The 25,199-nt window shown below is 63.1% G+C and carries 24 protein-coding genes and 1 pseudogene; 11 read left to right on the top strand and 14 right to left on the bottom strand.

Annotated features, from left to right (window positions below):
- Positions 1-32: 32 nt before the first annotated feature.
- The gene (locus B0I08_RS04035; protein ID WP_106210123.1) at positions 33-1,076 is read right to left on the bottom strand and encodes a substrate-binding domain-containing protein; all 1,044 of its coding nucleotides are present in this window, start codon (positions 1,074-1,076) and stop codon (positions 33-35) included.
- Between the two features lie 230 nt (positions 1,077-1,306).
- Between B0I08_RS04035 and B0I08_RS04030 the strand changes: the two genes are divergently transcribed.
- From B0I08_RS04030 to B0I08_RS04020, 3 genes are read left to right on the top strand one after another with little or no spacing between them, the layout of a single operon-like run.
- Entirely contained in the window at positions 1,307-2,827 is a 1,521-nt protein-coding gene (locus tag B0I08_RS04030; RefSeq protein ID WP_106210121.1) for a sugar ABC transporter ATP-binding protein, read from the top strand.
- Entirely contained in the window at positions 2,824-3,849 is a 1,026-nt protein-coding gene (locus B0I08_RS04025; RefSeq protein WP_106210119.1) for an ABC transporter permease, read from the top strand. The genes B0I08_RS04030 and B0I08_RS04025 overlap by 4 nt, the downstream gene beginning before the upstream one ends.
- A gap of 7 nt (positions 3,850-3,856) precedes the next feature.
- Positions 3,857-4,477, top strand: a complete 621-nt coding sequence (locus tag B0I08_RS04020; protein WP_106210117.1) for a GNAT family N-acetyltransferase — start codon at positions 3,857-3,859, stop codon at positions 4,475-4,477.
- Here B0I08_RS04020 and B0I08_RS04015 read toward each other — a convergent pair.
- Positions 4,471-4,842: a PH domain-containing protein gene (locus B0I08_RS04015; protein WP_106210115.1), complete on the bottom strand. Its 372-nt coding sequence runs from the start codon at positions 4,840-4,842 to the stop codon at positions 4,471-4,473. The two genes, B0I08_RS04020 and B0I08_RS04015, sit on opposite strands and share 7 nt — an antisense overlap.
- A gap of 77 nt (positions 4,843-4,919) precedes the next feature.
- On the opposite strand from B0I08_RS04015, the gene B0I08_RS04010 reads away from it, so the two are divergent.
- From B0I08_RS04010 to B0I08_RS04000, 3 genes are all read left to right on the top strand, one after another.
- Complete coding sequence (locus B0I08_RS04010; RefSeq protein ID WP_106210113.1) at positions 4,920-5,972, top strand: hypothetical protein; 1,053 nt, start codon at positions 4,920-4,922, stop codon at positions 5,970-5,972.
- Positions 5,973-6,059: 87 nt separating this feature from the next.
- Positions 6,060-7,190: a hypothetical protein gene (locus B0I08_RS04005; RefSeq protein ID WP_146134313.1), complete on the top strand. Its 1,131-nt coding sequence runs from the start codon at positions 6,060-6,062 to the stop codon at positions 7,188-7,190.
- Between the two features lie 27 nt (positions 7,191-7,217).
- On the top strand, positions 7,218-7,679 hold the full coding sequence (locus tag B0I08_RS04000) for a DUF6194 family protein (protein ID WP_106210109.1): 462 nt from the start codon (positions 7,218-7,220) through the stop codon (positions 7,677-7,679).
- 21 nt (positions 7,680-7,700) lie between these two features.
- Here the strand turns inward: B0I08_RS04000 and B0I08_RS03995 are convergent, their stop codons facing one another.
- The 3 genes from B0I08_RS03995 to B0I08_RS03985 all read right to left on the bottom strand — a co-directional run bounded on the left by B0I08_RS03995 (position 7,701) and on the right by B0I08_RS03985 (position 12,128).
- Complete coding sequence (locus B0I08_RS03995; protein WP_245884510.1) at positions 7,701-9,116, bottom strand: APC family permease; 1,416 nt, start codon at positions 9,114-9,116, stop codon at positions 7,701-7,703.
- 108 nt (positions 9,117-9,224) lie between these two features.
- Entirely contained in the window at positions 9,225-10,469 is a 1,245-nt protein-coding gene (locus B0I08_RS03990) for an NAD(P)/FAD-dependent oxidoreductase (RefSeq protein ID WP_106210107.1), read from the bottom strand.
- Positions 10,470-10,499: 30 nt separating this feature from the next.
- Positions 10,500-12,128, bottom strand: coding sequence for a cryptochrome/photolyase family protein (locus B0I08_RS03985; protein ID WP_106210105.1), 1,629 nt, complete (start codon positions 12,126-12,128; stop codon positions 10,500-10,502).
- A 104-nt stretch (positions 12,129-12,232) separates the two neighbouring features.
- Here B0I08_RS03985 and B0I08_RS03980 point away from each other — a divergent pair, with 104 nt between their 5' ends.
- Together B0I08_RS03980 and B0I08_RS03975 are read left to right on the top strand one after the other, a co-directional pair.
- Positions 12,233-13,042, top strand: coding sequence for an alpha/beta fold hydrolase (locus B0I08_RS03980; RefSeq protein WP_106210103.1), 810 nt, complete (start codon positions 12,233-12,235; stop codon positions 13,040-13,042).
- 75 nt (positions 13,043-13,117) lie between these two features.
- Positions 13,118-13,921 carry a CPBP family intramembrane glutamic endopeptidase gene (locus tag B0I08_RS03975; protein ID WP_106210101.1) on the top strand — a complete coding sequence of 268 codons (804 nt, stop codon included), beginning with the start codon at positions 13,118-13,120 and terminating at the stop codon, positions 13,919-13,921.
- Positions 13,922-13,953: 32 nt separating this feature from the next.
- Here the strand turns inward: B0I08_RS03975 and B0I08_RS03970 are convergent, their stop codons facing one another.
- From B0I08_RS03970 to B0I08_RS03955, 4 genes are all read right to left on the bottom strand, one after another.
- Positions 13,954-14,628 (bottom strand): SDR family NAD(P)-dependent oxidoreductase, encoded by a 675-nt coding sequence (locus B0I08_RS03970; protein ID WP_106210099.1) that lies wholly within the window; start codon positions 14,626-14,628, stop codon positions 13,954-13,956.
- Positions 14,629-14,768: 140 nt separating this feature from the next.
- A complete protein-coding gene (locus tag B0I08_RS03965) occupies positions 14,769-15,149 on the bottom strand; it encodes a type II toxin-antitoxin system VapC family toxin (RefSeq protein WP_106210097.1) in 381 nt (126 codons plus the stop codon).
- Complete coding sequence (locus B0I08_RS03960; RefSeq protein WP_106210096.1) at positions 15,146-15,343, bottom strand: type II toxin-antitoxin system VapB family antitoxin; 198 nt, start codon at positions 15,341-15,343, stop codon at positions 15,146-15,148. Before B0I08_RS03960 ends, B0I08_RS03965 begins: the two co-directional genes overlap by 4 nt.
- A 93-nt stretch (positions 15,344-15,436) precedes the next feature.
- Positions 15,437-16,048, bottom strand: a complete 612-nt coding sequence (locus tag B0I08_RS03955; protein ID WP_106210094.1) for a hypothetical protein — start codon at positions 16,046-16,048, stop codon at positions 15,437-15,439.
- A gap of 89 nt (positions 16,049-16,137) precedes the next feature.
- Between B0I08_RS03955 and B0I08_RS03950 the strand changes: the two genes are divergently transcribed.
- A complete protein-coding gene (locus tag B0I08_RS03950) occupies positions 16,138-17,079 on the top strand; it encodes an AraC family transcriptional regulator (protein WP_106210092.1) in 942 nt (313 codons plus the stop codon).
- On the opposite strand, the gene B0I08_RS03945 is transcribed toward B0I08_RS03950, so the two are convergent.
- On the bottom strand, positions 17,074-17,949 hold the full coding sequence (locus tag B0I08_RS03945; protein WP_106210775.1) for an oxidoreductase: 876 nt from the start codon (positions 17,947-17,949) through the stop codon (positions 17,074-17,076). The two genes, B0I08_RS03950 and B0I08_RS03945, sit on opposite strands and share 6 nt — an antisense overlap.
- Before the next feature lie 15 nt (positions 17,950-17,964).
- On the bottom strand, positions 17,965-18,591 hold the full coding sequence (locus B0I08_RS03940) for an NAD(P)-dependent oxidoreductase (RefSeq protein ID WP_106210090.1): 627 nt from the start codon (positions 18,589-18,591) through the stop codon (positions 17,965-17,967).
- A 406-nt stretch (positions 18,592-18,997) separates the two neighbouring features.
- Between B0I08_RS03940 and B0I08_RS03935 the strand changes: the two genes are divergently transcribed.
- Entirely contained in the window at positions 18,998-19,273 is a 276-nt protein-coding gene (locus B0I08_RS03935; protein WP_146134312.1) for a hypothetical protein, read from the top strand.
- A 217-nt stretch (positions 19,274-19,490) separates the two neighbouring features.
- Positions 19,491-20,075, top strand: a pseudogene (locus tag B0I08_RS03930) (ATP-binding protein).
- Positions 20,076-20,602: 527 nt separating this feature from the next.
- Here the strand turns inward: B0I08_RS03930 and B0I08_RS03925 are convergent.
- From B0I08_RS03925 to B0I08_RS03915, 3 genes are all read right to left on the bottom strand, one after another.
- Positions 20,603-24,196, bottom strand: a complete 3,594-nt coding sequence (locus B0I08_RS03925) for a cell wall-binding repeat-containing protein (protein ID WP_106210086.1) — start codon at positions 24,194-24,196, stop codon at positions 20,603-20,605.
- Positions 24,197-24,379: 183 nt separating this feature from the next.
- Positions 24,380-24,853: a hypothetical protein gene (locus tag B0I08_RS03920; protein ID WP_106210084.1), complete on the bottom strand. Its 474-nt coding sequence runs from the start codon at positions 24,851-24,853 to the stop codon at positions 24,380-24,382.
- A gap of 2 nt (positions 24,854-24,855) precedes the next feature.
- Positions 24,856-25,176, bottom strand: a complete 321-nt coding sequence (locus B0I08_RS03915; RefSeq protein ID WP_106210082.1) for a hypothetical protein — start codon at positions 25,174-25,176, stop codon at positions 24,856-24,858.
- Between the last annotated feature and the right edge of the window lie 23 nt (positions 25,177-25,199).

The following is a 25,199-nucleotide window of genomic DNA, read 5'->3' as shown; positions in this document are numbered from 1 at the left end:
GATCGACGGGACACCACACCTGCTTCGAGTGCTTAGGACGTGAACGCGGTCGGGAGGTATTTCTCGACGTTGTCCGCATCCACCACCGGAGCATTCAGAACGATACGGTTCGGCACCTCGACCTCGACGAGGTCGCTGAGCGCCTTGTCCTGTGCGACCAGGCGGGCCAGCCGGATTCCGTCCGCTGCCTGCGTCGACGGGTAGATGACCGTCGCCTCCAGCACGCTGTCGCCGGACTGGATGAGTTCCATGGCGTTCTTTGACCCGGCGCCCCCAACCATGATGAACTCGTCGCGCCCGGCCGAATCTATAGCGGCCAGAACCCCAAGGCCCTGGTCGTCATCGTGGTTCCAGATGGCGTCAATCTGCGGAGCGGCGGAGAGCAGCTGCGAGGTCACCGCTTCACCCCCGGCAACGGTGAAGTCGGCGGCAACCCGGTTGGACACCTCGAGGCCGCAGTCATCGAGTGCGTCAGCGAAACCCCGGCTTCGGTCCTGGGTGAGGGGCAGGGAGTCGATCCCGGCGATCTCGGCGATGATGGCGTCGGGGTTGTCACCGACCTGCTCGCAGATGTAGGTTCCGGCACTGACGCCCATGCCGTAGTTGTCGCCAAGGATCGTGACGCGCGCCGCGAAAGTCGACGAGAACTCCCGGTCCACGTTGATCACGGGAATCCCCGCTTCCATGGCCTTCGTCGCAACGTCCGTGAGCGCGGCGCCGTCGGTGGGCAGCAGAACGATGGCGTCGACGTTGTCGTTGATGAACCCCTCAACCTGGCTGATCTGGAGGCTCGCGTCGTTCGTGCCCTCCGCAACCCGTAGGTCGATGTCGGGGTATTTTGCCGCCTCGGCGATCGCCGCGGAGTTGATCGCGCCGAGCCAGCCATGGTCGGCGGCCGGTCCAGAGAAACCGATCACGATGGTGTCGCCGGTTTCCTCGTTCTCGGCATTGTTCGTGGGGCCGGAGTCGGCCGGGTCGGTCGTTCCGCTTGTACAGCCGACGAGCAACCCGGCGACGACAAGCGATGAGCCGATGGCCGCAGAGACGCGGTATCGAGATGAGCGGGTGGAAAGCATGTGGATCCTCCAGGGTGTGTGATGCGGATGCCTCTTCGCCAATGCCTCGGGATCCGGGCGACTCTCACCGGCTGCACTGCCGGTTCCACATCACACTGTCCACGTCGACATTGGTGGCAACGTAACAGAGCCAGAACGAGAAAGAAACGACTTTCCTCGAAAAAAAGCAAAAGCCGACGAATTCGCTTCGGGTTATGTAGGAACTGTTTCGTCTCTGCTAGATTGCGGGAATGATCACTGTCGACCATAAAGAACCCCTGCTTGAGGTGCGTGGAGTCACGAAGTCCTTCGCCGGGGTGGCCGCCCTCAAGGGCGTCGACTTCTCGATCGTGCCGGGCGAAGTGCACTGCGTTCTCGGTCAGAATGGTGCGGGAAAGTCGACACTGATCAAGGTTCTCTCCGGCGTGTACACCCCCGAGGCTGGCGAACTCCTCTGGCAGGGGTCGGGCGTGAGCATCGCAGATCCGACGGCTGCCCTCGACCTCGGCATCGCGACGATGTACCAGGAGCTCGACGTCGTCGACGGGCTCACCATCGCTGAGAACATCTTTCTCGGCCACGAACTCTCAGCCGGCGGCGTGCTCAAGGTGCGGGAAGCGCACCGACGCACCCGGGCGCTGCTCGCCCGCCTGGGTCATCCCGACCTGTCGCCCTCGCGCGAAGTGGGCTCGCTCTCGCCCGCGAACAAGCAGATCGTCTCGATGGCCCGGGCGCTGTCACGCGACATCAAACTCATCGTGATGGACGAGCCGAGCGCCGTGCTCGACTCCGAGGAGGTGAAGAACCTGTTCCGGGTGGTCAGGGAACTCACACGCGACGGCATCGCGGTGGTGTACATCTCGCACCGGCTCGCGGAGATCCGCGAGATCGGCGACCGCATTACCGTCATCAAGGATGGTCGCACCACCGCGAGCGGGCTGCTGGTCTCCGCGACCCCGACGGCGCAACTCATCACCCTGATGACCGGCCGGGACGTCGAGAACGTCTTCCCGCCCGCCGTGCCTATTCCGGATGCCGCGGCGGAGATGCTGCGGGTCGAGAACCTTTCCGTGCGCGGGTTATTCGAACCCGTGTCGTTCGCAGTGCGCGCGGGCGAGATCTTTGGGCTCGCCGGGCTCGTCGGATCTGGACGATCGGAGATCCTCGAGGCGATCTACGGCGCGTTGCGACCCTCGACCGGCGAGGTCTTCGTCGACGGCGCGCCGATTCGCACGGGCTCTGTGCCGACGGCCGTCGCGAAGGGAATCGGCCTGTCGCCCGAGGAGCGCAAGAGCCAGGGACTCATCCTCGAGCAGCCGGTGTACCGCAACGTCACCCTCTCGTCGTTCCCCCGGTTTGCCCGGTCGATTTTTCTGAACGAGAAGCTCGAACGGTCGATGGCCCGCACTCAGCTCGAGGCACTGGAGCTCCGGCCCGCCGATCCCGACCGCGCGGTCGGCCTGCTCTCCGGCGGAAACCAACAAAAGGTGCTCCTCGCGCGCTGGCTCGTGCACGGCACCAAGGTTCTGCTTCTCGACGAGCCCACGCGGGGCGTCGACGTCGGCGCCCGCGCCGAAATCTACTCTCTCATCCGCCAGCTGTCCGCTGCGGGCACGGCGATCGTGGTGGTATCGAGCGAGATCGAAGAGGTGCTCGGACTCGCCGACCGCGTGCTCGTGCTCGCCGACGGCGAAACGCTCGACATCCGTAACGCCGCCGATATCGACGAATCGGGCGTTCTCGACCTTGTTATGAAAGGAAGCGCCGAATGAGTCACCAGAACCCCTCCGCCGCCCCGCTCCACACTCCGGGCCGCGCTGCCGGGACGCTGCGCGCCGTGCTGGGCAGCGCCGCCGGCCGCAATATCGGGCTGGTCATCGCCCTCATTCTGCTTATCATCGTGGGAACGGTTACGAGCGGCGACCGCTTCACCAACGTCAACAACATCCTCACAATCGTGCGCCTGGCGTCTGTCACCGGTGTGCTCGCCATCGGCATGACGTTCGTCATCATCGGTGGCGGCATTGACCTCTCGGTTGGTTCGGTGCTGGGTCTCGCCTCGGTGGTTGCGACGCTAGCGGCCGTGCAACTCGCCTCCGAGTCGTTCTGGCCGCTGATGATCATCGTTGCGCTCGCCGTCGGCCTTGCGGCTGGAGTAATCAACGGGATCATCATCGCCTACGGCAACGTGGTCGCCTTTATGGCCACCTTGGCCATGCTGATCGCCGCCCGGGGCTTCGCCGAGATCCTCTCGAATCGAACGACCCAGACCGTACGGGTGCGCGGCTTTCTGGAGTTCTCCGATGGGAGCTTCCTCGGCATCCCCACCCTGGTCTGGATCTTCATTCTCGTGTCGGCGGCCGGCTGGATCTTGCTCAACCGCACCACGTTCGGTCGCCGCACGGTCGCAATTGGCGGAAACCGCGAAGCCACCCGGCTTGCGGGTATTAACGTGAAGCGCCACATCGTGTACCTCTACGCGCTCGGCGGTCTCACCGCGGGTATCGCCGGCGTGATGCTGACCGGCCGCACCACCTCGGGAACCTCAACCCACGGAACCCTCTACGAGCTGGACGCGATCGCCGCGGTGGTGGTCGGCGGAACCCTGCTCGCCGGTGGTCGCGGCACGATCGTGGGCACCGTGCTCGGCATCCTCATCTTCAACGTACTCACCAACATCTTCACGCAGAACAACCTGAACACGTCGGTACAGGCGATCACCAAGGGTGCGATCATCGTCATCGCGGTGCTCATCCAGCAGCGCTTCGCCGCCCGCGGAGTACGCGAGACGTGACCCAAAAATGACCTGTCCGACCGCTCCGTCCCCCATCACGGTTCGACCCGCGCATGCCTTCAACGACATGGCAACGATGCTCGGGCCGAAGAACCCCGACTCATCGGTGTGCTGGTGTCTCTCCTGGCGGTTGAGCTCCCGGGAGAACCGTGAGTTGAGGGGAATCGACCGCGCGGACGTGGTGCGCACTCTCTGTGATCGCGAACGGGCGCCCGGGGTACTCGCCTACCGTGATGGTGACGTCGTGGGCTGGGCTGGCATCGCCCCGCGTTCAGAGCTCTATCCAATAGCCCACTCACGGAACATTCCGCACCACGACGATCTCGAGGTCTGGTCGCTATGGTGCCTCCGGGTGCGTCCCGGCTTCCGAAAGCAGGGAATCACGAGTGCCTTAATCGACGGCGCCGTCAGCTACGCCCTCGCCTCCGGGGCACCCGCGATCGAAAGCTATCCTGTCGACAACGCCGACGCCAGGGTCGACCAGACGATGGCGTTTGTCGGCACCCGGCGCATGTTCGAACGCGCCGGATTCACGAAAGCGGCGGACACAACGTCGGTTTCCGGCGGCATCCCGCGGATCCTGATGCGCCTTGAGCGGTCGGGGAACGGAATACCCGCAGATCAGTGATCGCCGAGGACAATCCCGGCAAGGAGCAGGTCGAGCTTGCGGATGTCGACTCCCTTGCCGAGCTTGATCTTGATGTGACCGGCCTTCGTCCACAACTCGAGTTCGGCATTGAAGTCGAGGGTCCCCGCGTTCTCCGACGACCACATAGTGACGCTGGAATAGGGAAGCGAGTACATCTCTACCTTTTTGCCCGTGATGCCCTGTGCGTCTCTCACCATGAGGCGCTTGTTGGTGAAGACCGCGCTGTCACGGAAGGTCTTGTACGCGGCGACAGGCTCTTCACCCGCGATCATCAGCTGCGCCACGTCGGCAGGAATGGGGATCTCGGAAATGAACGTCCAAGTGGCAATTGCTGCGGCTTCCATGAGGCTCCTTCGTGAACGGCAACGACGACAACCGTGCCCTCACTCTAGTGATGTTGAATTGATGTCATAATCCGCGGGTGACGCTTTTTGAATACGAGGCCATCGAGACCCGCTCTTCTGGAAGTCAGCCTCCTCTGCGGCCTCGGGCCGGCGTTCTTGTCCTGATCGCACTGCTCGCGGCATCCGCCACCGCGCTCGGAATCTCGGTCATGCCCGAGGTCGTTCTGCCCGAGCTGCGTCCGTACGCGATGTCCGACGACATGTCGCAGATCGCGGACCAGATCGGGTTCACCGCCACGGGCCTGGACGTCTTTTCCGATGCTCGTCCGCAACTGTTGGACAGCGATGATTTTCTCGAAGCGTGCGTAGATCCGGCCGAGGTCGCCTCCAGCGAGGATTGGGAGAGCATCGGCTGTTTCGACGACTACGTATATGCCCACGGTCAGATCGCCATTTTCCAGCCCACCGACGAACGACTGGAAGCCCAGACGGTGGTGACAACCGCGCACGAGTTTCTCCATGCCGCCTACGCGCGGCTCACCGACGACGACCGTCAGGCCCTGAACGCACTCCTTGCGGCTCGCTGGGCCGAGGTTCCGTCGGACGATGTCATCCGAGAAAAACTGGCATCATCGGTCGGATCGTGGAAGGGGAACCGCGCGACCGAGCAGTTTGCGTACCTCGGCACGGAGATAGCTGAGCCATTCGACCCCGAGCTTGAGCGGTACTATTCCCGCTATTTCCTCGATCGAGGAGCTGTAGTGGAGTTCCACCTCGCGGACCAATCCTTGTGGGACGGCCTCATCAACGAAGTCGACACGATCTATGATGCGCTTGTCATCCAGGACGACCTCAATGCTGCCGAAGACACCCGGCTGGAGGCGGAGCGATCACAGCTCGACGCGGACCAGGCGGCGTACGACGCGCAGGCCTCCGAAGCGGGTGAAGGAACTGACTCTCGCCTTTCAGAGAGGCGCGCCACTCTTGATCAGCGGGACGCGCAACTCGCTGTCGAGCAGGCGAAACTCGACGCGGCGCAGGAAGAGGCAGACCAGGCCTGGGCGGACCTCGAACGGCGATACGACGAGCTCGACGCGCTCGACGCAGCATCGGTGCCCGCTCGGGAGTGAGTGGTTCTCCACGGGCGTGACCCATGTCCGCCAAGCTCCCAAACTGGGGGCTACGAGCCGTTAATGAAGCAATGTCATACTCCGCGGGTGACGCTCTTTCAAAACGATCCCCCCTGGGGACCGGACACGAGGCGCCGTCCGCCCTCTGTCGCGCCCGCCGTCACTCTGGTTGTCCTCGTTACGGCACTCCTCGGGGTAATGACCTGGGCCCTAATGCTGGACCGCCCGCTCGCGCTGGTAATGCCCGAGCCCGTCTTGGCGCCGTACACGATGCCCGAGGAGATCGCGCAGATCGCGGACAGGATGGGGCTGAGCGAAGAGGGGCGGGCGATCTTTGTGGCTGCACGACCGCAGCTTTTGGACGACGTCGACTTCCTTCGCGTCTGTGGAGATTCTGATCACGGAGGCGACGGCGGTGAGTCAGCGCCCATCGGCTGCTACTTTGGATCCAGCCGGGTGAGCGGGGGCGACGGGGAGATCGCGGTATACCGCGTCCCCGACCCCAGACTGGCAAACCGCGCGGTCGCCGTCGCGGCGCATGAGCTGCTGCATGCCGCGTATGACAATATGCCCGCCGATGCGCGCGGTCCGCTCGACGCGTTACTCGAAGCGCGCTGGTCGCTAGTGCCTCCAGACGACCCGATTCAGACCAGGTTCCGCAACTCGGTGGGACCCGACACCGACAACCGTTCTACGGAGCAGTTTGCCTACATCGGCAGTGAGATATTCCATGACATCGACCCGGAGCTGGAGAGCTACTTCGCGCGATACTTCAGCGACCGCAGCGCGGTGCCAGCAGCCTTAGCGGCGGATGACGCCATGTGGGAAGGGCTCAAGGCCGAGCTCGCCGCGGCTTCCGACACCCTCATGGAGCAGGAAGTCGCGGCGATGGCGGCGAGTTCCCGCTTGCAGAATGACCGGGCACGGCTCGACAATGACCGCGCCACGTACAACATGCAGGTTGAGGAGTACAACGCCCGCACGCCGGAGGAACGCACCAGGTGGTCGGTCATCAATCCCGACGGCAGCAGCACGGGACTGGGTGAGCACCTGGCGGCGACACTCGCGACCTTCCCGGTACGTGAGGCAGAGCTTGCGGCACGGCAAGTCGAGGTCGACGCGGCGACCGCCGCCGCGGCATCCGTTCGAGAAGAGGTCGATCGCAAATACGCCGAGGTCAACGCACTCGGGGAGCTCTACTTACCAGACATGGATTGAGGTTATGCGGAGTTTTAGACTCCGAACATGGAGCCCGAACAGATTCTCGATGCGGTCCGATCGCTTGATGGGTCCCTGGTGATGGCGCCCCGTGAGGGCAGTGAGGCGCCCGAGATCGCGTGGGGAGATTCGTTCTTCTACTTCGCGCCGAACGGGCAACCGCCGGCGAACGCGCAGCCGTACGGCACGATCGTGACCAAAAACTACCCCGACGACACGCTGTCACACCTCGATGGTGCGGGCCGCTGGAGGGTGAACATCCACGTGGGCGCGACTCGATTCCGCGAGCTGACCGGCACGAGGCCCGGGGACCCCTCTGGAGTCGATTTCGCCGCGGACGATGTATTTCTGCCGCACCCGGTGTACGGCTCCCTCGGCTGGGTTTCGGTCGTGAATCCCGGGGAGGCAACCGGGGCTACGGTTCTCGAATTGCTGCGCGCGGCTCACGAGAGTGCTCGAGCACGCGCCTTCCGCCGCACCGCACAATAGTTACCCCTAGTGCAGTTACTCCTATTGCGGGGGCGGGTTGTTCAGTTTCGAAGCGCGCTCCCGGCGCTGCGGTCCCTGAGCCACCCACGTCACGGCCCACAGCACGACTCCGATCGCCAGGAGGAGTCCCGCGATCTGGTACTGCTCTGCTGCGCGACCCGACGTGCCGGGCAAGACCAGGTAGACGCAGGCGATTGCGCCCAGGATGGGCAACGCCGTCCAGGCCCTGAAGTGCTTGTGATCGACCGGTTGGCGCCGCAGCACCAGCACGGTGACATTCACCACGGCGAACACAGCGAGCAGCAGCAACGATGTCGTGCCGCCGAGAACCGCCACGACCGATCCCTCCGGGTCGAGGGATACGTAGGTGATGAGGGCGAGGGCGATAGCGGTGGTGAACACGATCGCGGCCCAGGGCGTGCGGCGCTTGACGTGCACCTTGCCGAGGAACTTGGGGAGAACGCCCTGCTTGCTCATCCCGTACAGCAGCCGACTCGCCATCATCATGTTGATCAGGGCGCTGTTGGCGACGGCGAACATGGAAATGAAGGGAAGGAGATCGGAGATGGGGAAGTCGGGGGCGGCCGTCTGGACCACGGTGACCAACGGTGTTTCGTTGCCCGCGAGCTCCCCGATCGGCACGATCGCCACAGCACAGATTGAGACGAGCACGTAGATCACCGCGGCGAAGCCGAGCCCGGTGAACATGATGCGCGGGAAGATCCGGCTGGGGTCTTTCGTTTCCTCTGCCATGTTCACCGAATCTTCGAAACCGACCATCGCGAAGAACGCGAGGGAGGTTGCGGCGCTGACGGCCAGCAGCACGTTTTTGTCCTCGGGCGTTTCGAACGCGACGACGCGAGAGAAGTCCGCTGCGCCTCCCGCGATCGCCCAGAATCCGATGAAGATGACGAGTAGCAGACCCGACAACTCAATCAGCGTCAGCACCACGTTCAGACGAACGCTCTCGGTGACACCACGAAAGTTGATCGCGAGAACCAGGAGCATAAACCCGAGGGCGATCAGCAGGATGCCGCCGCGGCCGAGATCGAGCCCGAAACCCGCGACCAGGTTGGCGGCGAACGCCTGCGACGCGGCGGAGGCGGAAGAGATTCCCGACGACATCACCACGAAGCAGACGAGGAAGCTCACGAAGTGGATGTTGTAGGCCTTTTGCACATAGAGTGCGGCGCCCGCCGCCTGGGGAAACTTGGTGACGAGCTCGAGGTAGGAGGTCGCTGTCACCGCCGCGACGGCGAAGGCGACGAGGAACGGCACCCACGCCGCTCCCCCGACCTCAGCAGCGACCTGGCCGGTCAGCGCGTAAATGCCGGTTCCCAGGATGTCGCCGACGATGAACAGCAACAGGAGCCACGGGCCCAGGGCCCGTTTCAGCTCGGGTTGGGCAGAGGGGGTGTCTACGGTCGCGGAGCTCACAACTTCCTCCCGATGGGTGGAACGTGCAACAAGGAAATGCCGAACTCCGATCCTCCCCCTATTGACCGCGCGCGGCAAGCAGTTGTTTACTCGCGCGCCACTCTCCGATCAGGCGCGACCCTTGAGGATCAGGTTCCAGTAGACCCACGGAAGAATGTGGCGGTCGAATACCCAGGTGAGTCGGCGTTCGCGTGCCAGTCCCTTCCAGAACGGGATCGTGGGCTGCTGGCGATACGCATCGTCAAACTCGGCAAACACCACGGTGGACCGCGACACCGTAAACGGAGCGACCGAGTAGCCGTCGTACTTCTCCGTCGGCTCTTCCCCACCCAATACCGCGACCAGGTTCTTGGCCAGGACGAGGGCCTGGGTGCGGAGCGCACCGCCGGACTTCGAGTTTCTGGTCGCCGCGGCATCCCCCAGCGCCCAGACATTGGGATAGCGAGTATGACGCAGCAGTTCCGGATCGACCTCAACGAAACCGTCCGAGCTGCCCGCGGCAGGCAGGCTAGTCGACTTCAGCCAGTCGGGAGCGGATTGCGTCGGAACCACGTGGAGAACGTCGTAGGCGAGGTGCTCGTTCTGGGCGGCGCCGTGCTGCCCGATCACGACCGTGCGGCTCGCGGCATCCACCTCAAGTAATTCGGACTCCAGGCGCAATTCGATGCCGTACTCCGCGATCTTTCTGTCGAGTTCCTCGTCGATCGCGGGAATGCCGAACACCGTGGGATCGGGGACGACCATGATGACGCGGATGGCGCCGAGCCGCCCTTTCGCTCGCCAGTAGTCACACGCGAGGTACATCGGCTTCTGCGAGGCTCCGGCGCACGACGCGGGCCCGGCGGGCTGGGTGAAGACGACTGTGCCCCGCTCAAGATCCCGCAGGAGCCGGGAGGCCTTCTTGGCCAGGTCGAATTCATAGTGGGATGCCCCGTGCGGCGACGCCATGGCCGCGGCGAGTCCCGGCACGCTGTCCCAGTCCTTCTGGATTCCGGGGCAGACGATGACGTGATCGAAGGTGACCCGGTCGCCCGAGGTGAGCACCACGGTGCTGGACTCGGGATCGATGTCGACGACGCTGTCGCGGATCCATCCGACGCCCTTCGGCATCACCTCGGATTGCGGCTTTGTGGCCATCCCGGCGCGCGCGGTGCCGCCGGCGACGTGCGAGAACAGCGGCTGGTAGAGGTGGTGAGTGCGCGGCTCGATCACCACGATGTCGTCCACGCCGTACCGACGGAGGCGCCCCGCGACGGACAGTCCGGCGTTGCCTCCCCCGATGACGACCACCTGGTGGTGACTGGTTGCGGGACTGGTGCTGGTCGCTCGCGCGGCACTGCTGTGGTCTGCCATGCGACGACCCTATAGCCGGTTACTGGCGGGTTACTGGACGGCGTCCGTCGGAGTCGGCGGCGCTGTCAGCAGTCGTGTGCTCGGACCGCCGTCGAGCAGCGCGTCGGCCCGGCGCCGATGGTCGGCCCTCGTGGTCGGGTCCATCTTGTCAAGCAGGGAGACGACCATGCGTGTGCGCGGATTAGAGGCAAAGACTTCGCGATGGTCGTCGATGAACGCCCAGTAGAGCCCATCCCAGTCGGCCGACCACTCTCCGGCGGGCAGGTCTGACATCTTCCGCAGGTAATTGCTACCCGACACATACGGCTTTGTGGTGAACTCCGCGCCGGCCGCAAACTGGCTCATGGCGTACACGTTCGGAACCATCACCCAGTCGTAGGCGTCGATGAACAGCTCCATGAACCATTCGTAGACAGCGTCGGGGTGAATCCGCAGCAGGGACATCGCGTTGCCGAGCACCATCAGCCGCTCAATGTGGTGGGCGTACCCGGTGTCGAGCACCCGCGAGATGACCAGGTCGACGGGCGCCAATCCCGTGGTCGCGTCCCACCAGCCGTCCCCCAGTGCGTTCTGGTGGTTGAGTCGGTTGGAGGTGCGCATCCGGCGGCCGCCCGTTCGGTAGGTGGCGCGCATATATTCGCGCCAGCCGATCACCTGCCGCACGAATCCCTCCAGGGAGGCGAGCGGGGTGGTGTGATCGGCTCCCTCGAGCACCGTTTGGATGACTTCCCGCGGGTCCAGCAGGCCGACGTTGAGGGCACCGGTCAGCAGGCCGTGGGAGATGAACGGGTGAACGGTGGAAATCGCGTCCTCGTAGGGTCCGAAGTCGTTCAGGCGTTCGCGCACGAACTCGCGGAGATGTGCGCGCGCCTCGTCGCCGCTCGTCGGCCAGGCGAACAGGTGGGGGTCGCCGGGAGCGTTCGGGAACTCTTCACTCACCCATGCGATCGCGAGCGTGACCTCCTGCGAGACCTCGGCGTCACCGCCGTCGGCAGTGCCAGCCGTGTCGGCGTCCGCCATGAGCGCGTCAATGTCGAAGGTGCCTTCGGACCCCAGGACGGGATGCCGGGCGAAGCGACTCACCGTTCGGGGAGTGTATCCGCGCGGAAGCTTCTTACGGTTCTCGGCATCGAACGACCACTTGCCGCCGACGGGCCTGCCATCGTCGAGAAGGATGTTGAGCCGGCGGCGTTGCCACACGTAGAAGTCCTGCATGCGGGAAATGTTCTGCGAAAACCAGTCGTCGATCTGCCCTCGGTCGGTGAGGAAGTTCGGCGTCTCCAGAATGTCGTTCGGCAGCATCCGATAGCCGCCGTCGGCGAGAGCCGCAAACAGGTCCTGCTCGAGCCAGTCATCGACCACGTCGAACCAGGTCACCTGCGCTGGTTCACGGTCGCGAACGAATGCCGCGAGCTGGTCGTGCGAGCTCTGGGCGGCGTCGCTGCGAAGTGTCTCGACCTCGTAGCCGTGGTCGCGCAGACGGTTCGCGAAGCGCGCCATGGAAGCGCGATGCAGCACCAGCTTGTGGGAATGGAATGCGTACTGGCGAAAGAGGAGGTCGTGCTCGATGAGCACAAACACGGTGTCGTCGCCCGCTTCGAAATGAAGGTCGAAGAGTTGATGCGGCAGAACGAGGCGCACGCGCGGGCCGGGAGACATACCCCAACGATAGATGGCGGACCACGGGCCGAGCAGCAGCGCCTTCGATGTTCACGACACTGTCAGGCGGTGCGCATGAGGTTCGGCCCGAGTAGCTTCGAAGCGTGAGGTTTGTCGATGCGGACGGACTCGGGATCGCCTACGAGCGGGTCGGTGACGGGCCGCCCCTGGTCTTTGCCCACGGCGCGGCCTCGGACGGTCGCATCTGGAAACCGCAGCTCGACGGGTTGAGTGACGAGTTCACCGTCGTCGCCTGGGACGAGCCTGGGGCCGGCCGATCCTCCGATCTACCCAACGACTTCGGCTTGGCGGATGTCGCTGACGGGCTCGCAACGGTGGTGATGACTCTCGACGGCGGTCCGGCGCACGTCGCTGGCCAGTCCTGGGGTGGCACGGTGGTGCTCGAGCTCTACCGACGCCACCCTCAGCTCGTCGCAACCCTGATCCTGATTGACACCTACGCCGGCTGGAAAGGGTCGCTGAGCACAGACGAAGTACGGGCGCGGTCCGCAGACGCACGAACGATGCTTGCGGCGCCGGACGGTGAGTTCACCCCCACCATTCCCGGGCTCTTCGCCGACGGACCGCCACCGGAGTCACTGGCTCTGCTCGCGGCAATCGCTGCCGACATCCGCCCATCTTCCCTGAGATTTCAGCTGGCCATCATGGCCGAGACGGACCTCAGGGAGCTGCTGCCCACCATCGCCGTCCCCACTCTTCTCATCTGGGGACAACGCGACACCCGTTCGCCGCTGTACGTCGCCCACCAGTTCGAAGATGCGATTTCGGATGCCACGCTCGTAGTCATCGACGGCGCAGGACACGAAAGCCCACTGGAGCGTCCCCAGCAAGTCAATGCTGCCATCCGCAAGTTCTGTCGCGCCCACCCGCCGCAACAACCATCGCGCGGGTGAACATCCGGACTGATGTGTCGCGCACTCCCCTCCGATGAAACATGAGAATTTATCTGTGGCCGCTACTATGCGCTGGTGGATACAGAAACTCTCGGCCCTCCCTCTCGTCCGGTCGCCCTGCTCATTACGTGGGTTGTTTTGCTCGGGCTGTTCGCTGCGATCGCGCCAACAGCGCAGGCGGCGCTGAACATCCCGTTCGAGCTGCTGTCGCTCGTGATGCTCGCGCCAGCGCTGGCGTGCGTGATCGGACTTTTGCGCCCCACCTGGATGCCCAGGGCGTGGGAGCACGTCAGCCGGTCACAAACCCTCGCGTCGGCGGGGCTGGCAGGCGTCGCGGTTCTGAGCTTCGTCGGGGCGCTCACCGTGATCTTGGGGCACTGGCCCAGCTGGCCGCCCGACACGGCCGGCGCCGGGCTGGCTGGTTACCTCGCTCTCCAAGCCGCAGGAGTGCTGGCAGAGGAAATCGGGTGGCGAGGGTTTGTCCAGCGTTGCGGCGAACAGCTGGCAAAGCCGGTCGTCGTCTCGGTCATCGCGGGATTTATTTTCGGCGCGACACATCTCGGCTATTGGTCGTTGGGACTCCTGCCGGTGCTCACTTTCGCGATCACGGCGATGGTGATGAGTGTGACCATCACGTCGATCTTCGTCGGGTCCTTCTGGCAACGCATGGTTCCAGCCGTCGTCGTGCACCTCGGGGTGAATCTGGGGTTGGGGTCTCTCGCAAGCGAAGATCAGCCGCTCGCGACTACCCCGACCGCACTGGGAGCAGCCGTCATCATGCTGGCGATCACGCTGATCGCCAAATCACTCACACAATCGCGCGCGGTGGGGACAGGAGTCGTTCGGAGCAGCGACGAATCTCGACCGAAGCTCGGCTAGTTCATCGGCCACGAGATGGATCTCGCGCGCGCTTACTCCCTGCCGTCCTCGAGCGGGATGAGCATCGTGCGGAACGGACCCGCGTTGGCATGGAGGCCCCAGATCCGGTCGGCGACGTCGTCGATTCCGTTGGGAAGCTGGAGCTGCGGAATGCCCCCGGGGATCACGAGCTGGCTGACCCGGATGCCTTCATCCTCGAGTGCGTCGTGGAGCATCTCGCCGTACGCGCTCTCGGCGGGGAACGCGACCGATGTGCCCGCGAAACCGGCTCGTGCCTTTACCGAGGTTCCGCCGTTGATCAGGATAATGCTGCCGCTCCCGGCCTCGCGCATCGCGGGTAAGACGGTGCGCACCGCGTGAATGAGCCCGAGAGCCGAAAATTGCAGTGCCTCGAGCGCCAACTCCGGAGTCATATCGAGCACGGGCTTCAGATAGTCACGCGACGGGAGCGGGCTGTACTGCAATGCGGTGATGGGCCCCAGCTCGGCCGCGGCTCGCGCAAGGGCACCCTCGAGCTCCGCCGGCTCTCGTACGTCCGCCGCAAAGCCGCCAGCGGTCAGGCCGGCGGCTGTGAGCTCAGCCGCCATGGCGTCGAGCTTCGACTGGTCCCGCGAGATCAGGGCGATAGAGAATCCTTCGCGCCCGAACCGTCGCGCAACAGCGGCTCCAAGTCCTGGTCCAGCTCCGATGATTGCGATAACAGGCACGGTGACTTCCTCTGATCGTGAGTCGCGCGAAGCGGCTCTAAGGCTGAGCTCCACTGTAGGCGGAACTTCACGAAGTCGCCGTCGGGTGCGGACTCACCGGTACGGCAGGCTTCTGGCGCATCCGTTCTCGGTGAGCGCGCTCAAAGCGACTGTGCCTCGTCGATATAGTCGACCGCCAGGTCAACTGCCGCCTGGTTCAGTCGTTTATCCCGCGTCCATAGCGCGGTCCCAGGATTCAAAAGAAGGGAAGCCAGCAAATGTGCGTCAACGAGGCTGATTCCGCGTCCGAATAACTGCTTTGACTCGACAAGATGCATCACCTCACCGTGGCTCGCTTCGACAACACTCGACAACCCAGCGAGCGAGCCAAGGACCAGATCCCGATCCTTCAGCCGTCCGAGAGCAAGCTCCCCAATGACCATCTGATGGGTCACAACCTGCGATTGCCCCAGCAGCTCTATCAACCTTGGATCGCCGACGTGGAGATGGTCAATCCAGATTGACGTATCCACCAAAATCATTTGCCGACCGTACGACTCCGCGGTGCGCTCACGGCCGAGGGGTCGCTCCCACCGAGCAGGGCGAGACGCCTAGAACTCTCGCGCTCGATAAGCGCTTCCAATCCGAGTCGAAGCAAGACGGACGATTCATCTCGGCCGGTGAGTTCCGCGGCGCGCGCCAGAAGCTCATCGCTCACGGTCACCGTGGTCCTCATGATGCCTCCTCCGCATCAAAAATAGCACCAAATGATGCACTCGTTGATGCACCTTGACCTGGCACGAACACCTCCGCGCCGACGGCGACCCAGCTACGTCGTTGTGAAAGGCCGCCGCGAAGCCCGCCCATCCAACATCGTCGACAGTCCGTCCACCTGAGCCATCACGAGGTCACGATCGCCGAGCGCGACACGAACATGGTGGTCGATGTATCCGCGAATTTCAGGCGGAAATTCCGACCTGGCCGCCGACCCGACAGTGCCGTTAGCTTGATTGAGCAGCTGGATGAGGGTGGGTTTGTCTTGCATTTCGCGATCAACCCAGTCGTCGTGTCCGAAGACCCGCCCCATATGCATGGTGCCGTCTCCAAGGTAGGAAGCAGCGAACACCGCCGCAGCGCCAAACGCCGCTTGCGCGCCCAGGTCACCCGTCAACTCAGTGTCGTAGTACGCGCGAATCTCACGCTCGAGGTACGAGGCCACCGGGCGCACAGCATCAACGTCGGTCTCATTCACCGCCCTGCTCTGGCTTGAGCGCTGCACGACCTCGTTGAGCAGGTCCAGCTTGGACGTGAGCTGCTCTCGCAGATCCGGATTCAACTCTCTACCCCCGATGAGCGCGACCGCTTTGTGAAAGACCATGAGGCGCTGGAGGTTGGCAAAAATCAGGACGAGCGCGTTAAATCGATGTTCGTCAGGCGTCATTTCACCAATCTAGTGGGACCGCGTCGATCGGTTGGGTCGACGCGAACCTTGTCAGCGGCCAGTTGTTGAAGCGGAACTAGGCTGAGTGCATGGATGCGCTCGCACGCCTGCTCGACGCCCCTCGCGGTCGCGACGCCTATCTGCTGCGCGCGAGCCTGACTCCGCCCTGGTCGGTACGGCTGGCCGACGAATCGCCCTTGGGGCTGATCGCGGTCGTGCGAGGTTCGGCCTGGATCGAAGGCGACGAAGGCGCCCCGCTCGAGCTGCACGCGGGTGATGTCGCGGTCGCGCGAGGGCCCGCCGCAGTCGTGATGTCGCACGAGCCGGGCATCAGGCCTGACGTCGTGATCTTGCCGGGCATGCGCGTACAAAGCCCAGACGGCCGCGATGTTCACGACGAGTGGTCGCTCGGACTGCGGGCGTGGGGCAACGACCCCGACGGCCCGACCACCATGCTCATGGGCTGCTACCAGGTGCGCGGTGAAGTCACACAACGCCTCCTGAGTGCTCTCCCACCTGTCATCCACCTGCGCGGCGCCGATTTCGACACTCCGTTCATCAGCATCCTGGCCGACGAGATCGTGCGGGATGCGCCCGGCCAGTCCGCCGTGCTCGATCGCCTTTTCGACGTGCTGCTGGTCGCGGTACTGCGCGCCTGGCTCACGCACGAAGGCCCGGAACGCACCGGACTCTACGGCGCGCAGAGCGACCGGATCGTCGGGCACGCTCTCCGCTTGCTGCACGAGGATCCCGCATACCCGTGGACGATAGCCGAGCTCGCAGCCCGGGTGCGCGTTTCGCGGGCGGCGCTCGCCCGGCGCTTCTCGAAGCTCGTGGGCGAGCCGCCCATGACCTACCTGAGCGGGTGGCGCCTCGCGCTTGCGGCCGACCGACTCATACAACCGAATGTCACGATTGAGGCGGTCGCCCGCGAGGTCGGCTACAGCAGCGGCTTCGCGCTCAGTGCCGCATTCAAACGCGAGCGTGGCATGAGCCCGAAGGAGCACCGGGCACGGTCACTGGCCTCATAGTGCGTCGAGCGGCGCGCGCAGCCCGGTGAGCCGTTCGCTTTCACTCCACAGGTTCAGCGCGATCGTCGCATCACGCGAGGCACGGCTCGTGCGCACCTCCGTCGGGAAGCCGTTGCGCTGGAACCGGCCGTCAGGCCCGATGCAGGTGCCGCCCCGGACACCCGGCGTTGTTGCAGCGAAAAGGATGGGCAGCGCGCCCATCGCCGGCGACTGCGCGCGACCGCCGGCAAGTATCTTGCCCTGCAGGGAGGTGTCGCGGCGTTGCCCCTCCGTTGCAGCGACTCCGGGGTGGGCAGCGACCGAGATGACGTTGCGTCCGGCCGCCGCGAGCCGGCGTTGCAGCTCGTACGCGAAGACCGCGTTCGCGAGCTTCGACTGCGCGTAGGCGAGCCACCGCTGATACCGACGACGTTCCCAGTTGAGGTCGGGGGAAATTCGACCGAGCACATGCAGGCCGCTCGTTACAGTCACGACTCGGGCGCTGACCCGGTCGAGCAGCAAATTCGTGAGTACGAACGGCCCAAGGTGGTTGGTGCCGATGTGCCGTTCAAAGCCGTCGGCCGTGCGGCCCCGCGCAACAGCCATGACACCGGCGCTATTGATGAGCACGTCGATGTCGGTGTCGATGCCGGCCGCGAAGGCCCGCACGGATGCCAGCTCGGCGAGGTCGAGGTGGCGCACCTCGACCTCACCAGCGACGGTGTCGGCAAACGCAGATGCCCGATCGACATCGCGACACGCCGCGATGACCCGCGCGCCGCGACCCGCGAGCACCCGTGTCGCCTCGGCACCGAGTCCGCTGTTCGCACCCGTAATGACGACGGTGCGCCCGCGTTGGTCTGCCACATCGGCGGCGGTCCACTGCACCACGGCGATCACCTCATCTCACGCGTAAGCCAGCGCCGGAGTTTGCCCGAGCCATGCGTCGTCGGTGAGCTGTGAGACGACGAAGTCCGCGACATCGGCGCGCGCGATCTTGAGTGATGTCTTAGCGTCATCAGGCCCGAAGCCGAGCCGGTACTGCCCCGTGCGCGGGCCGTCGACGAATGCGGCGGGCCTCGCGATCGTCCACTCCAGGCCGCTAGCGCGGGTCACACGCTCCTGCTCGACATGGTCGGAGTAGGCCCTGCGCAGCAGGAAGCCGAACATTACGCGCTTCCACATGAAGTCGAGGTTGTCCCAGCTGTCCCCCACGCCGAGCGTCGACTGAACGATGAGTCGGCGCACGCCGACCTGGTGCATTGCAGCGACGATGGACGCAGTCCCCTTCGAACGCACATCGCCCTTCGACCCATTGCCGAGTGTGACGATGACCGCGTTGTGCCCCTCGATCGCGGATGCGACTTCGCCGATCTCGAAGACGTTGCCCTCGACGACGGTAAGTCGCGCCTGCTCGCGGGTAACCGATTCCGCGTTTCGCGTGAACACCGTCACCTCGTGACCTCGCTCGAGCGCCTGCTCGACCACAAGCCTTCCGACGCTGCCGGTTCCTCCAAAGACGATGACCTTCATGACGACCTCCCTGAGTGTGTTGCGTTACATCTCAGTTCAGTCGCTCAATCATGGATACACCATGGCTTCTCGTCTTGAATCCATACGCGAGCGTCTCGCTCGCCGCACGGAGGCCGTGTAGGGCTAGTTGTTGAAGCGGAACTCCACCACTTTCCGTCACAGGTGAGTATCTGGGCTGGGACTACATCTACCCGACGTACTCCACACCAAGATCGACTGCGGCTTGCCCCAGCCGTTTGTCGCAGGACCACAACAAGGCGTCAGGATCCAAAAGAACCGATGCCAGCAAATGAGCATCGACGAGACTGAGACCTCGACCGTGCAGCTTTCGTCGATTTACGAGGTGCATCACCTCATCGTGGCTGGCCACGGTGGCACCCGGCAGGTCTGTGATTAACGACTGCGCGTGTCTCGAGGGACGGTGGATCGGGCGCTGGCCGCGGACCGGTCGCCGACGTATCAACGCGAGGCCACCGGGTCGAGCTTCGACGCGTTCGCGGCGCACGCGCGAACGTTGCTGGCCACGACGCCGACGATGGCCGCAGCGACCATCGCGGAACGAGTCGGTTTGACGGGCTCGGAGTCGCTATTCCGGGCGAAGATCGCCGAGATTCGCCTCGACTACGAAGTCCCCGACCCGGTCGATCGGCTCGTGCATGATCCTGGCTATCAAATCCAGTGAGACTTATGGTTCCCGCACGAGGATCTGCCGTTGGGCCGTGACCAGGTCGATCCACCGCGCCCAACACCGCAAGGCTCCCGCCCTAGCGGTGGTGGAGACCGCGTCGCTGGAACACTACGACACACACTTCGGACTGACCCCCGCAGCACCCAGCTTGGTTGCCACTTCGTGGGCGCAGAACCGGTCGCGGGCGCAAATCGAGTACTACGCCCGGGCGATGCGCGCGCCACGGATCAGCGACGCGTTCCGCCGCCTCGGCGACCAAGCCCGCGATGCCGGCTGGTCGCACGAGGAATACCTCGCCGCGATGTTGTCCCGAGATGTTTCTGAACGGGAAGCCTCCGGAGCCGCGCTGCGGATCAAAGCCGCCCGGTTTCCGGGATTCAAAACATTGGAGGACTTCAACTTCGACCACCAGCCATTCGCCGGCCACCGAGTGCTCTTCTATACCGCCGTCGGCTGGGTGGCCCGCCTCCAGCACGCCCACTCACACGGCAAACTCGACGGTGAGCTCAAGCGATTACGCCGATACAGCGTCCTCATCGTTGACGAAGTCGGCTACATCCCGTTCGACCAAGACGCCGCCAATCTGTTCTTCCAGCTTGTCTCGTCTCGATACGAACAGGCATCACTGATCCTGACATCCAACCTGCCCTTCAGCCGATGGGGCGACGTCTTTGGTGACCCAACGGTGGCCTAAAGGATGATCGACCGCATCGTCCACCACGCCGACGTCATCAGCCTCAAGGGCACCAGCTATCGGATGAAGAACCACCAACTGCCCACGACTGCGGAACACTAGAACCACACAACTGTGGCCCTGTTTTCAGTTGGCGAAAGTGGCCCCATATTCGGTTGGCGTCAACACCATGCAACAGTTGAAGTGGCTGCTGCCAGCCGGACTCGGGCCGCTCACAACAACCAATCGTTCGCTTCGCACCTCACGAGAGCCGATCATGATTGCGTCCGCCGTAGAAGATGCCAGTTGGTCGCTACAGCCTCGTCAAGAACCGCGTACGCAATCAAAACACGCTTCCGGAGAAATTGTTGGGCGATCGATCGAACCCGTCAATCAAACCGTTTCATTGGTGATAGGACAACCTCTCGAGACGACTCAGCGTTGGTAAACTAGTTGCAAAGCGCATGTTTTCGCACCTGCTTTCAGTCGCGGTAGCAACACTTCCCCTGGCGTCAGCAGTATCGCCTTGAACGCTGCCAGCACGGTTGCTCGCCGTTGCGACAACTGGGTCGGCCGAAAAGCGGATTTGGGCCGTCCCGCAGGCATGCATGCAAGAGGCCGAATGTTGCTTGATCCTGACACCGAAGCTGTTAATCACCAGGGCGCGGGTCCGCGACTTCGATGATTTCAGGGCGCCACTCACTTACGGGTGATACCAGCAGCCTTACCGGTGTCATCGGGAATCGGATTTGCACTGGATTTTCGATGCCAATCGAACATTCGTAGATCGCCCAGGGGATAGAGTTCGCGCCAATCTTCGCAGAGAGAGCCAACGTGGCGGCTGAATCAGAGTAAGCAGCACCAAGTGGAGCGCTACCTGCAAGGTCGCCAACGACACCGCCGAGCGATGAAAGATCGATGTTCGATCCGGGCCCACCGGTTGTGCCGAACCACGTATTGAGAACCACCACGGTGCTATCCCATGGCGGAACACAAGGCAGGCTGTCATAGAAGTAACTAGTGCCGATGTCTGCCGAGCCCGCTCCATCCACCATTATCGCCTGATCGGTACTTACGAATTTGCTGTTTTCGATTGTCACAAGACTGAACTCGCGCACGTGAATGCCAACGTCCGCGAAAGCGAACACCGTGTAGTTAAAGGTGGAACCGACACCGCCGACAATCATCGCGGGATCGGGCTGCCGACAATTGATACAGCCTGATCCGACGTCGCCACCAAACGCGCCGCCACCCAAGTACACAGGGTCAGAGACAGTACCGTTCGCGTGAACTGTGCCCGTGACATCAACCGTCCCGTTGACTATTGTGCCCGGCGCGAGATCGAGCGTGCCGCCCACATTGAGCGGCCACGCAAGAAACACAGAGACGCCGCTCTCGTTCGTCAACTCATAGCTCGATCCGCTTGGAATACCAGCCCCATCTAAACTCACGGATCGTTCTGCGGCGCTGCCTGTGAAAGAATTTGCGTCTGGTCCCGCGAGCTTTATCCCGGTGATGTCAGGCACGCTTCGGATACTGAGCGCGACAACGGCAGCACAGCCAGACTCAGGACTAGCGCACTCGCTAAAGCGGCCGTGCAGACTTGTTCGCTCGACAACGGGGCTTGCGACGTGCTCTAGATTAAGCGTGCCTTGGATGGTGCTATCGGAAATGGTGATCGCTGAGACTGTGTCTGAGGCATTGGCGGTCCGCGCAAAAACTGTCTCAATACCGGTTACCAACACGTGGCGGAGTGTGATGTCAGAGCCGTCCGTCGCATGGAGCGCCGAGCCCGTGAAGTCTTTGCCAGGGACAACGCTCGAAAAAACGTCGCCCCCGTACTGCATCGAGTGATATCCGGCAAAAATCACCGGATCGGCATCTGTCCCTTCAGCCACAAGATTGTGGGCCTCGACCATGCCGCGCGTAAGTGTTCCCGGTAGAAGCCTCACCATTCCGCTTCCTAGCGGCAGTCCAACATAGGCTGAAATTCCGCCGCCAGGTCCCAGTATGTATTCCTTACCCGCCGGCACTGACGCGACGCCTTGAAACCCAACGGAGCGTTGCAAGGGACTACCCACGAATGTATTTCTGTCGGTTCCGGTCAACGCGATGCCCGTAACGTCCGGCGCATCAGTGACCATGAGGCCGGGGTAATTGGTCGTCATTCGTGCAGACACGACATTGCGGGCAAAGATCGGGTGTCCTTCGTTGTAGCCGTAACTCGGCTCTATGCGCACGTTGCCGCGGATGTCTGAATCTACAACGCTGCCATCACCAAATGACAATGAACCATAAGCCAGAGTGATGCCCGATAAGTCCAGCCGCCCTGCATACCCCGCGCCCAGCTGAAATATGCTGCTCTCAGCCGAATATGCGGTGAACGCCGGTTCGAAGACGGGATCGGCGCGCGAAGTGAAAACGATCGGCGAATCGGGTGTGGCATGTGCCTCCAACTCACCCAGGACAGTGAGATCGCTCCGACTGTCGAGCAACACTACGGCACCCGGCGCGACGGTCAGCGTGGTGTCAGCCGCGACCGTGACGGTACAACTCAAGTAGTGACGGCCAGACGACCATGTCGAATCACTGGTGATCAAGCCACAATGGGCGACTGTTACAGCCGCACTTGTTCGACTGGTGTCCGGGTAACCAGCGCGGCTGCCTGTTGCGGTCGCAGTGATGATCGCGCCAGCGTCTGCAGCGACCAGCCGATAGGAACGTTCTGTCGCCCCGCCAATCGCGACCCCACCACGACTCCACTGATAGGACACAGCCGTAGGAGACGGAGCCCAGGTCCCAAGATCCACGGACAATACCTCGCCGACTTCCGCTTCTCCTGCAATCGTCGGTACGGGCGTCGCAGTGAAGGTGCCTCCTACAACGAGCTTCGCAATGCTCGTTGTGGTGACAGTTACGTAACCGGATCTTGTCGCTGTCACAGACACCGTAATGCTGGTGCCCGCGTCTGCGGCGATCAGCCGATACATTCGTTCTGTCGCCCCGCCAATCGCGACCCCACCACGACTCCATTGATAAGTCAGACCGACGGGAGACGGAGCCCATGTTCCTGGGTCCGCCGACAACAGCTCTCCGACTTCCGCGGCACCCGAGATCGTCGGCGCTGGCGTAGCAGTGAAAGTGCGCGAAACAATGTTCGAGGCCAGTTCATCTTCCACCGCGATGGATACGGATTGACTGCCCCCGAGTACCACGATTCGCTCGGGGTTCAGCCGACGCAGCTCTGTAGCGATCGATTCGGGAATGGCGTCGTTGGTAACAAGCAGGACCGGAGCATTGGCTCTTCCTGCGACAGGAGCTCCGGAAAGCGCGTCCGGGAACTTCAGCCCGTTCGCGATGTAGACAATGGGGGTATCAACGGAGAAGCTTCGAGCGGAAATTTCTGCTGACGCGGAAAACCGATCGGCTCCGGCCAAACGGGTAACGTCCGCCCGGTCCTTCGTAGCGGTGTGCTCGGAGAGCGAGTTCGCTACTGCTTCTGAAATTGAATTGATCCCGCCAAGCACAACAATCTTCGCAGGGTTGAGACGGTCGAGTTCGCTCACGACTGAGCGGGGAATATCGTCAACAGTCACCAATAGGACCGGGGCACTCTCCTTTGCAGCCACAGGCGCTCCCGACAGCGCATCCGGGAAGTTCAACCCGCTCGCTACGTACACGGTAGCCACGTTCGGGTCGAAATTTGCAGACGATATTGCCGCTGATGCAGAAAAACGATCGGCCCCAGCCAGCCGGGTCACCTTACCGGGATTTGCCACATAGGCGGCGAGCGCGCTCTCCACCGTTTGGCTGACCGAGTTGACACCACCGAGCACGACGATGTTCTCCGGGTTCAACCGCTCAAGTTCGCCCCTGACGGGATCTGGTATCGCATCGGCAGTCACAAGCAAAATGGGAGAGCCGTTCTTCGCCGCTACTGGCGCCCCTGAAAGGGCATCAGGGAAATTGATTCCGTTGGCTACATACACGGTCACTACTCCAGGAACGAAGTTCGCCTCAGAGATCGCAGCTGATGCCGAAAACCGGTCAACTCCCTCCAGTCGGGTAATCGATGGATCGGCAATACGCGACGTAGTTGCTATCGCGTTAGTTCCCGCGCCACTAGACACAGACGCGTCAACTGGGAGGGCAGTCGATACCACGACAACGGCTGCGGCTGCAGCTGCGATCAGCGCGATTACCGCTGCACGTCGGATCGCAGTCAACTCAGGGAATATTCGCATTGAGTTTGCTTTCTCTGATCTCGCCCGGGCCGGAGCTCTGTTTTTAGCAGTCGACTTCGCGATCAGTCAACCGCTATTAAAAAGCGCCTCACATCTTGAAAGATGCGAGGCGCTCAAACTACCCAGAAATGGGATCGGGGTGCGTTCCTTAGTTTTTGAGCCTAAACTCCACGACGTCGCCGTTCAGCTGAGACCTTCGCCGTACGGCTCGTAGTGAACCGTGCGATCCCAATGCTTGCTGGCCCGTCGCCGGAAGGTAGGCAATCCGAACCCGTGGGAGCCGGTCTCCGATGCCGTCGTGCCGTCAAGAAAGGTAACGTCCACACGGGACCGTCGGGGGGCGAAGTACTCCACCACTCGACCTGCGATCACGGCGTCGATAAGCCGCTTAGCGAGCAATACGTCCTCCCGGTCGTAGCCGAGTTCCCAGCGTCCTCCAATCACTCCGATCTCGATGACGAGAAACTGCTCGCACAACACCCCGACCCCACGTGCGCGAGAGTTGTGAGGCGTCAGAAACAAGCCCAGGATGCGACCCTCGTTGTATTCTTCGAGGCTGATATCCGCGTCCGCACCCGCCGCCGAGCGTGAGAACGACGCGAGTTCGTTGTGCACGAGTCGAACCTCCGATGGCGGAGTCAGCGATGCGGTCGTCATGTTCACATGTTAAGGCGGAACTCCACCGCGGCGCGTGCCAACCCCAGAAGCCGATCGAAGTAGGGGCGACCGTGCTGGGGAAACACCGGGATGGCGCGCTCCACCTGATCGGCGAGCGCCGATAGCTGAAGACGATCGACGTCGGTCAGCCTTCCACGGAGGGAAGCCACCGCCCAACCGTAAACGTCCGCATCTGCCATCACGGGATCGATTTCACCATAGTCAGCGCTGCGCTCGACGCTTTCCGGCCACGGCTCTTTGAACTGCACATGCAGCACGCGCCGGAAAGCCGTCGGCACCTCAAGTCTCGACCAGGGATCCATTGGGGCACACGGAACTCCACGAC

It is taken from the genome of Glaciihabitans tibetensis (assembly GCF_003003265.1).
GTDB lineage: Bacteria > Actinomycetota > Actinomycetes > Actinomycetales > Microbacteriaceae > Glaciihabitans > Glaciihabitans tibetensis.
The sequence above is the reverse complement of the archived record's forward strand: the minus strand, read 5'-3'. Positions and strand labels throughout refer to the sequence as shown.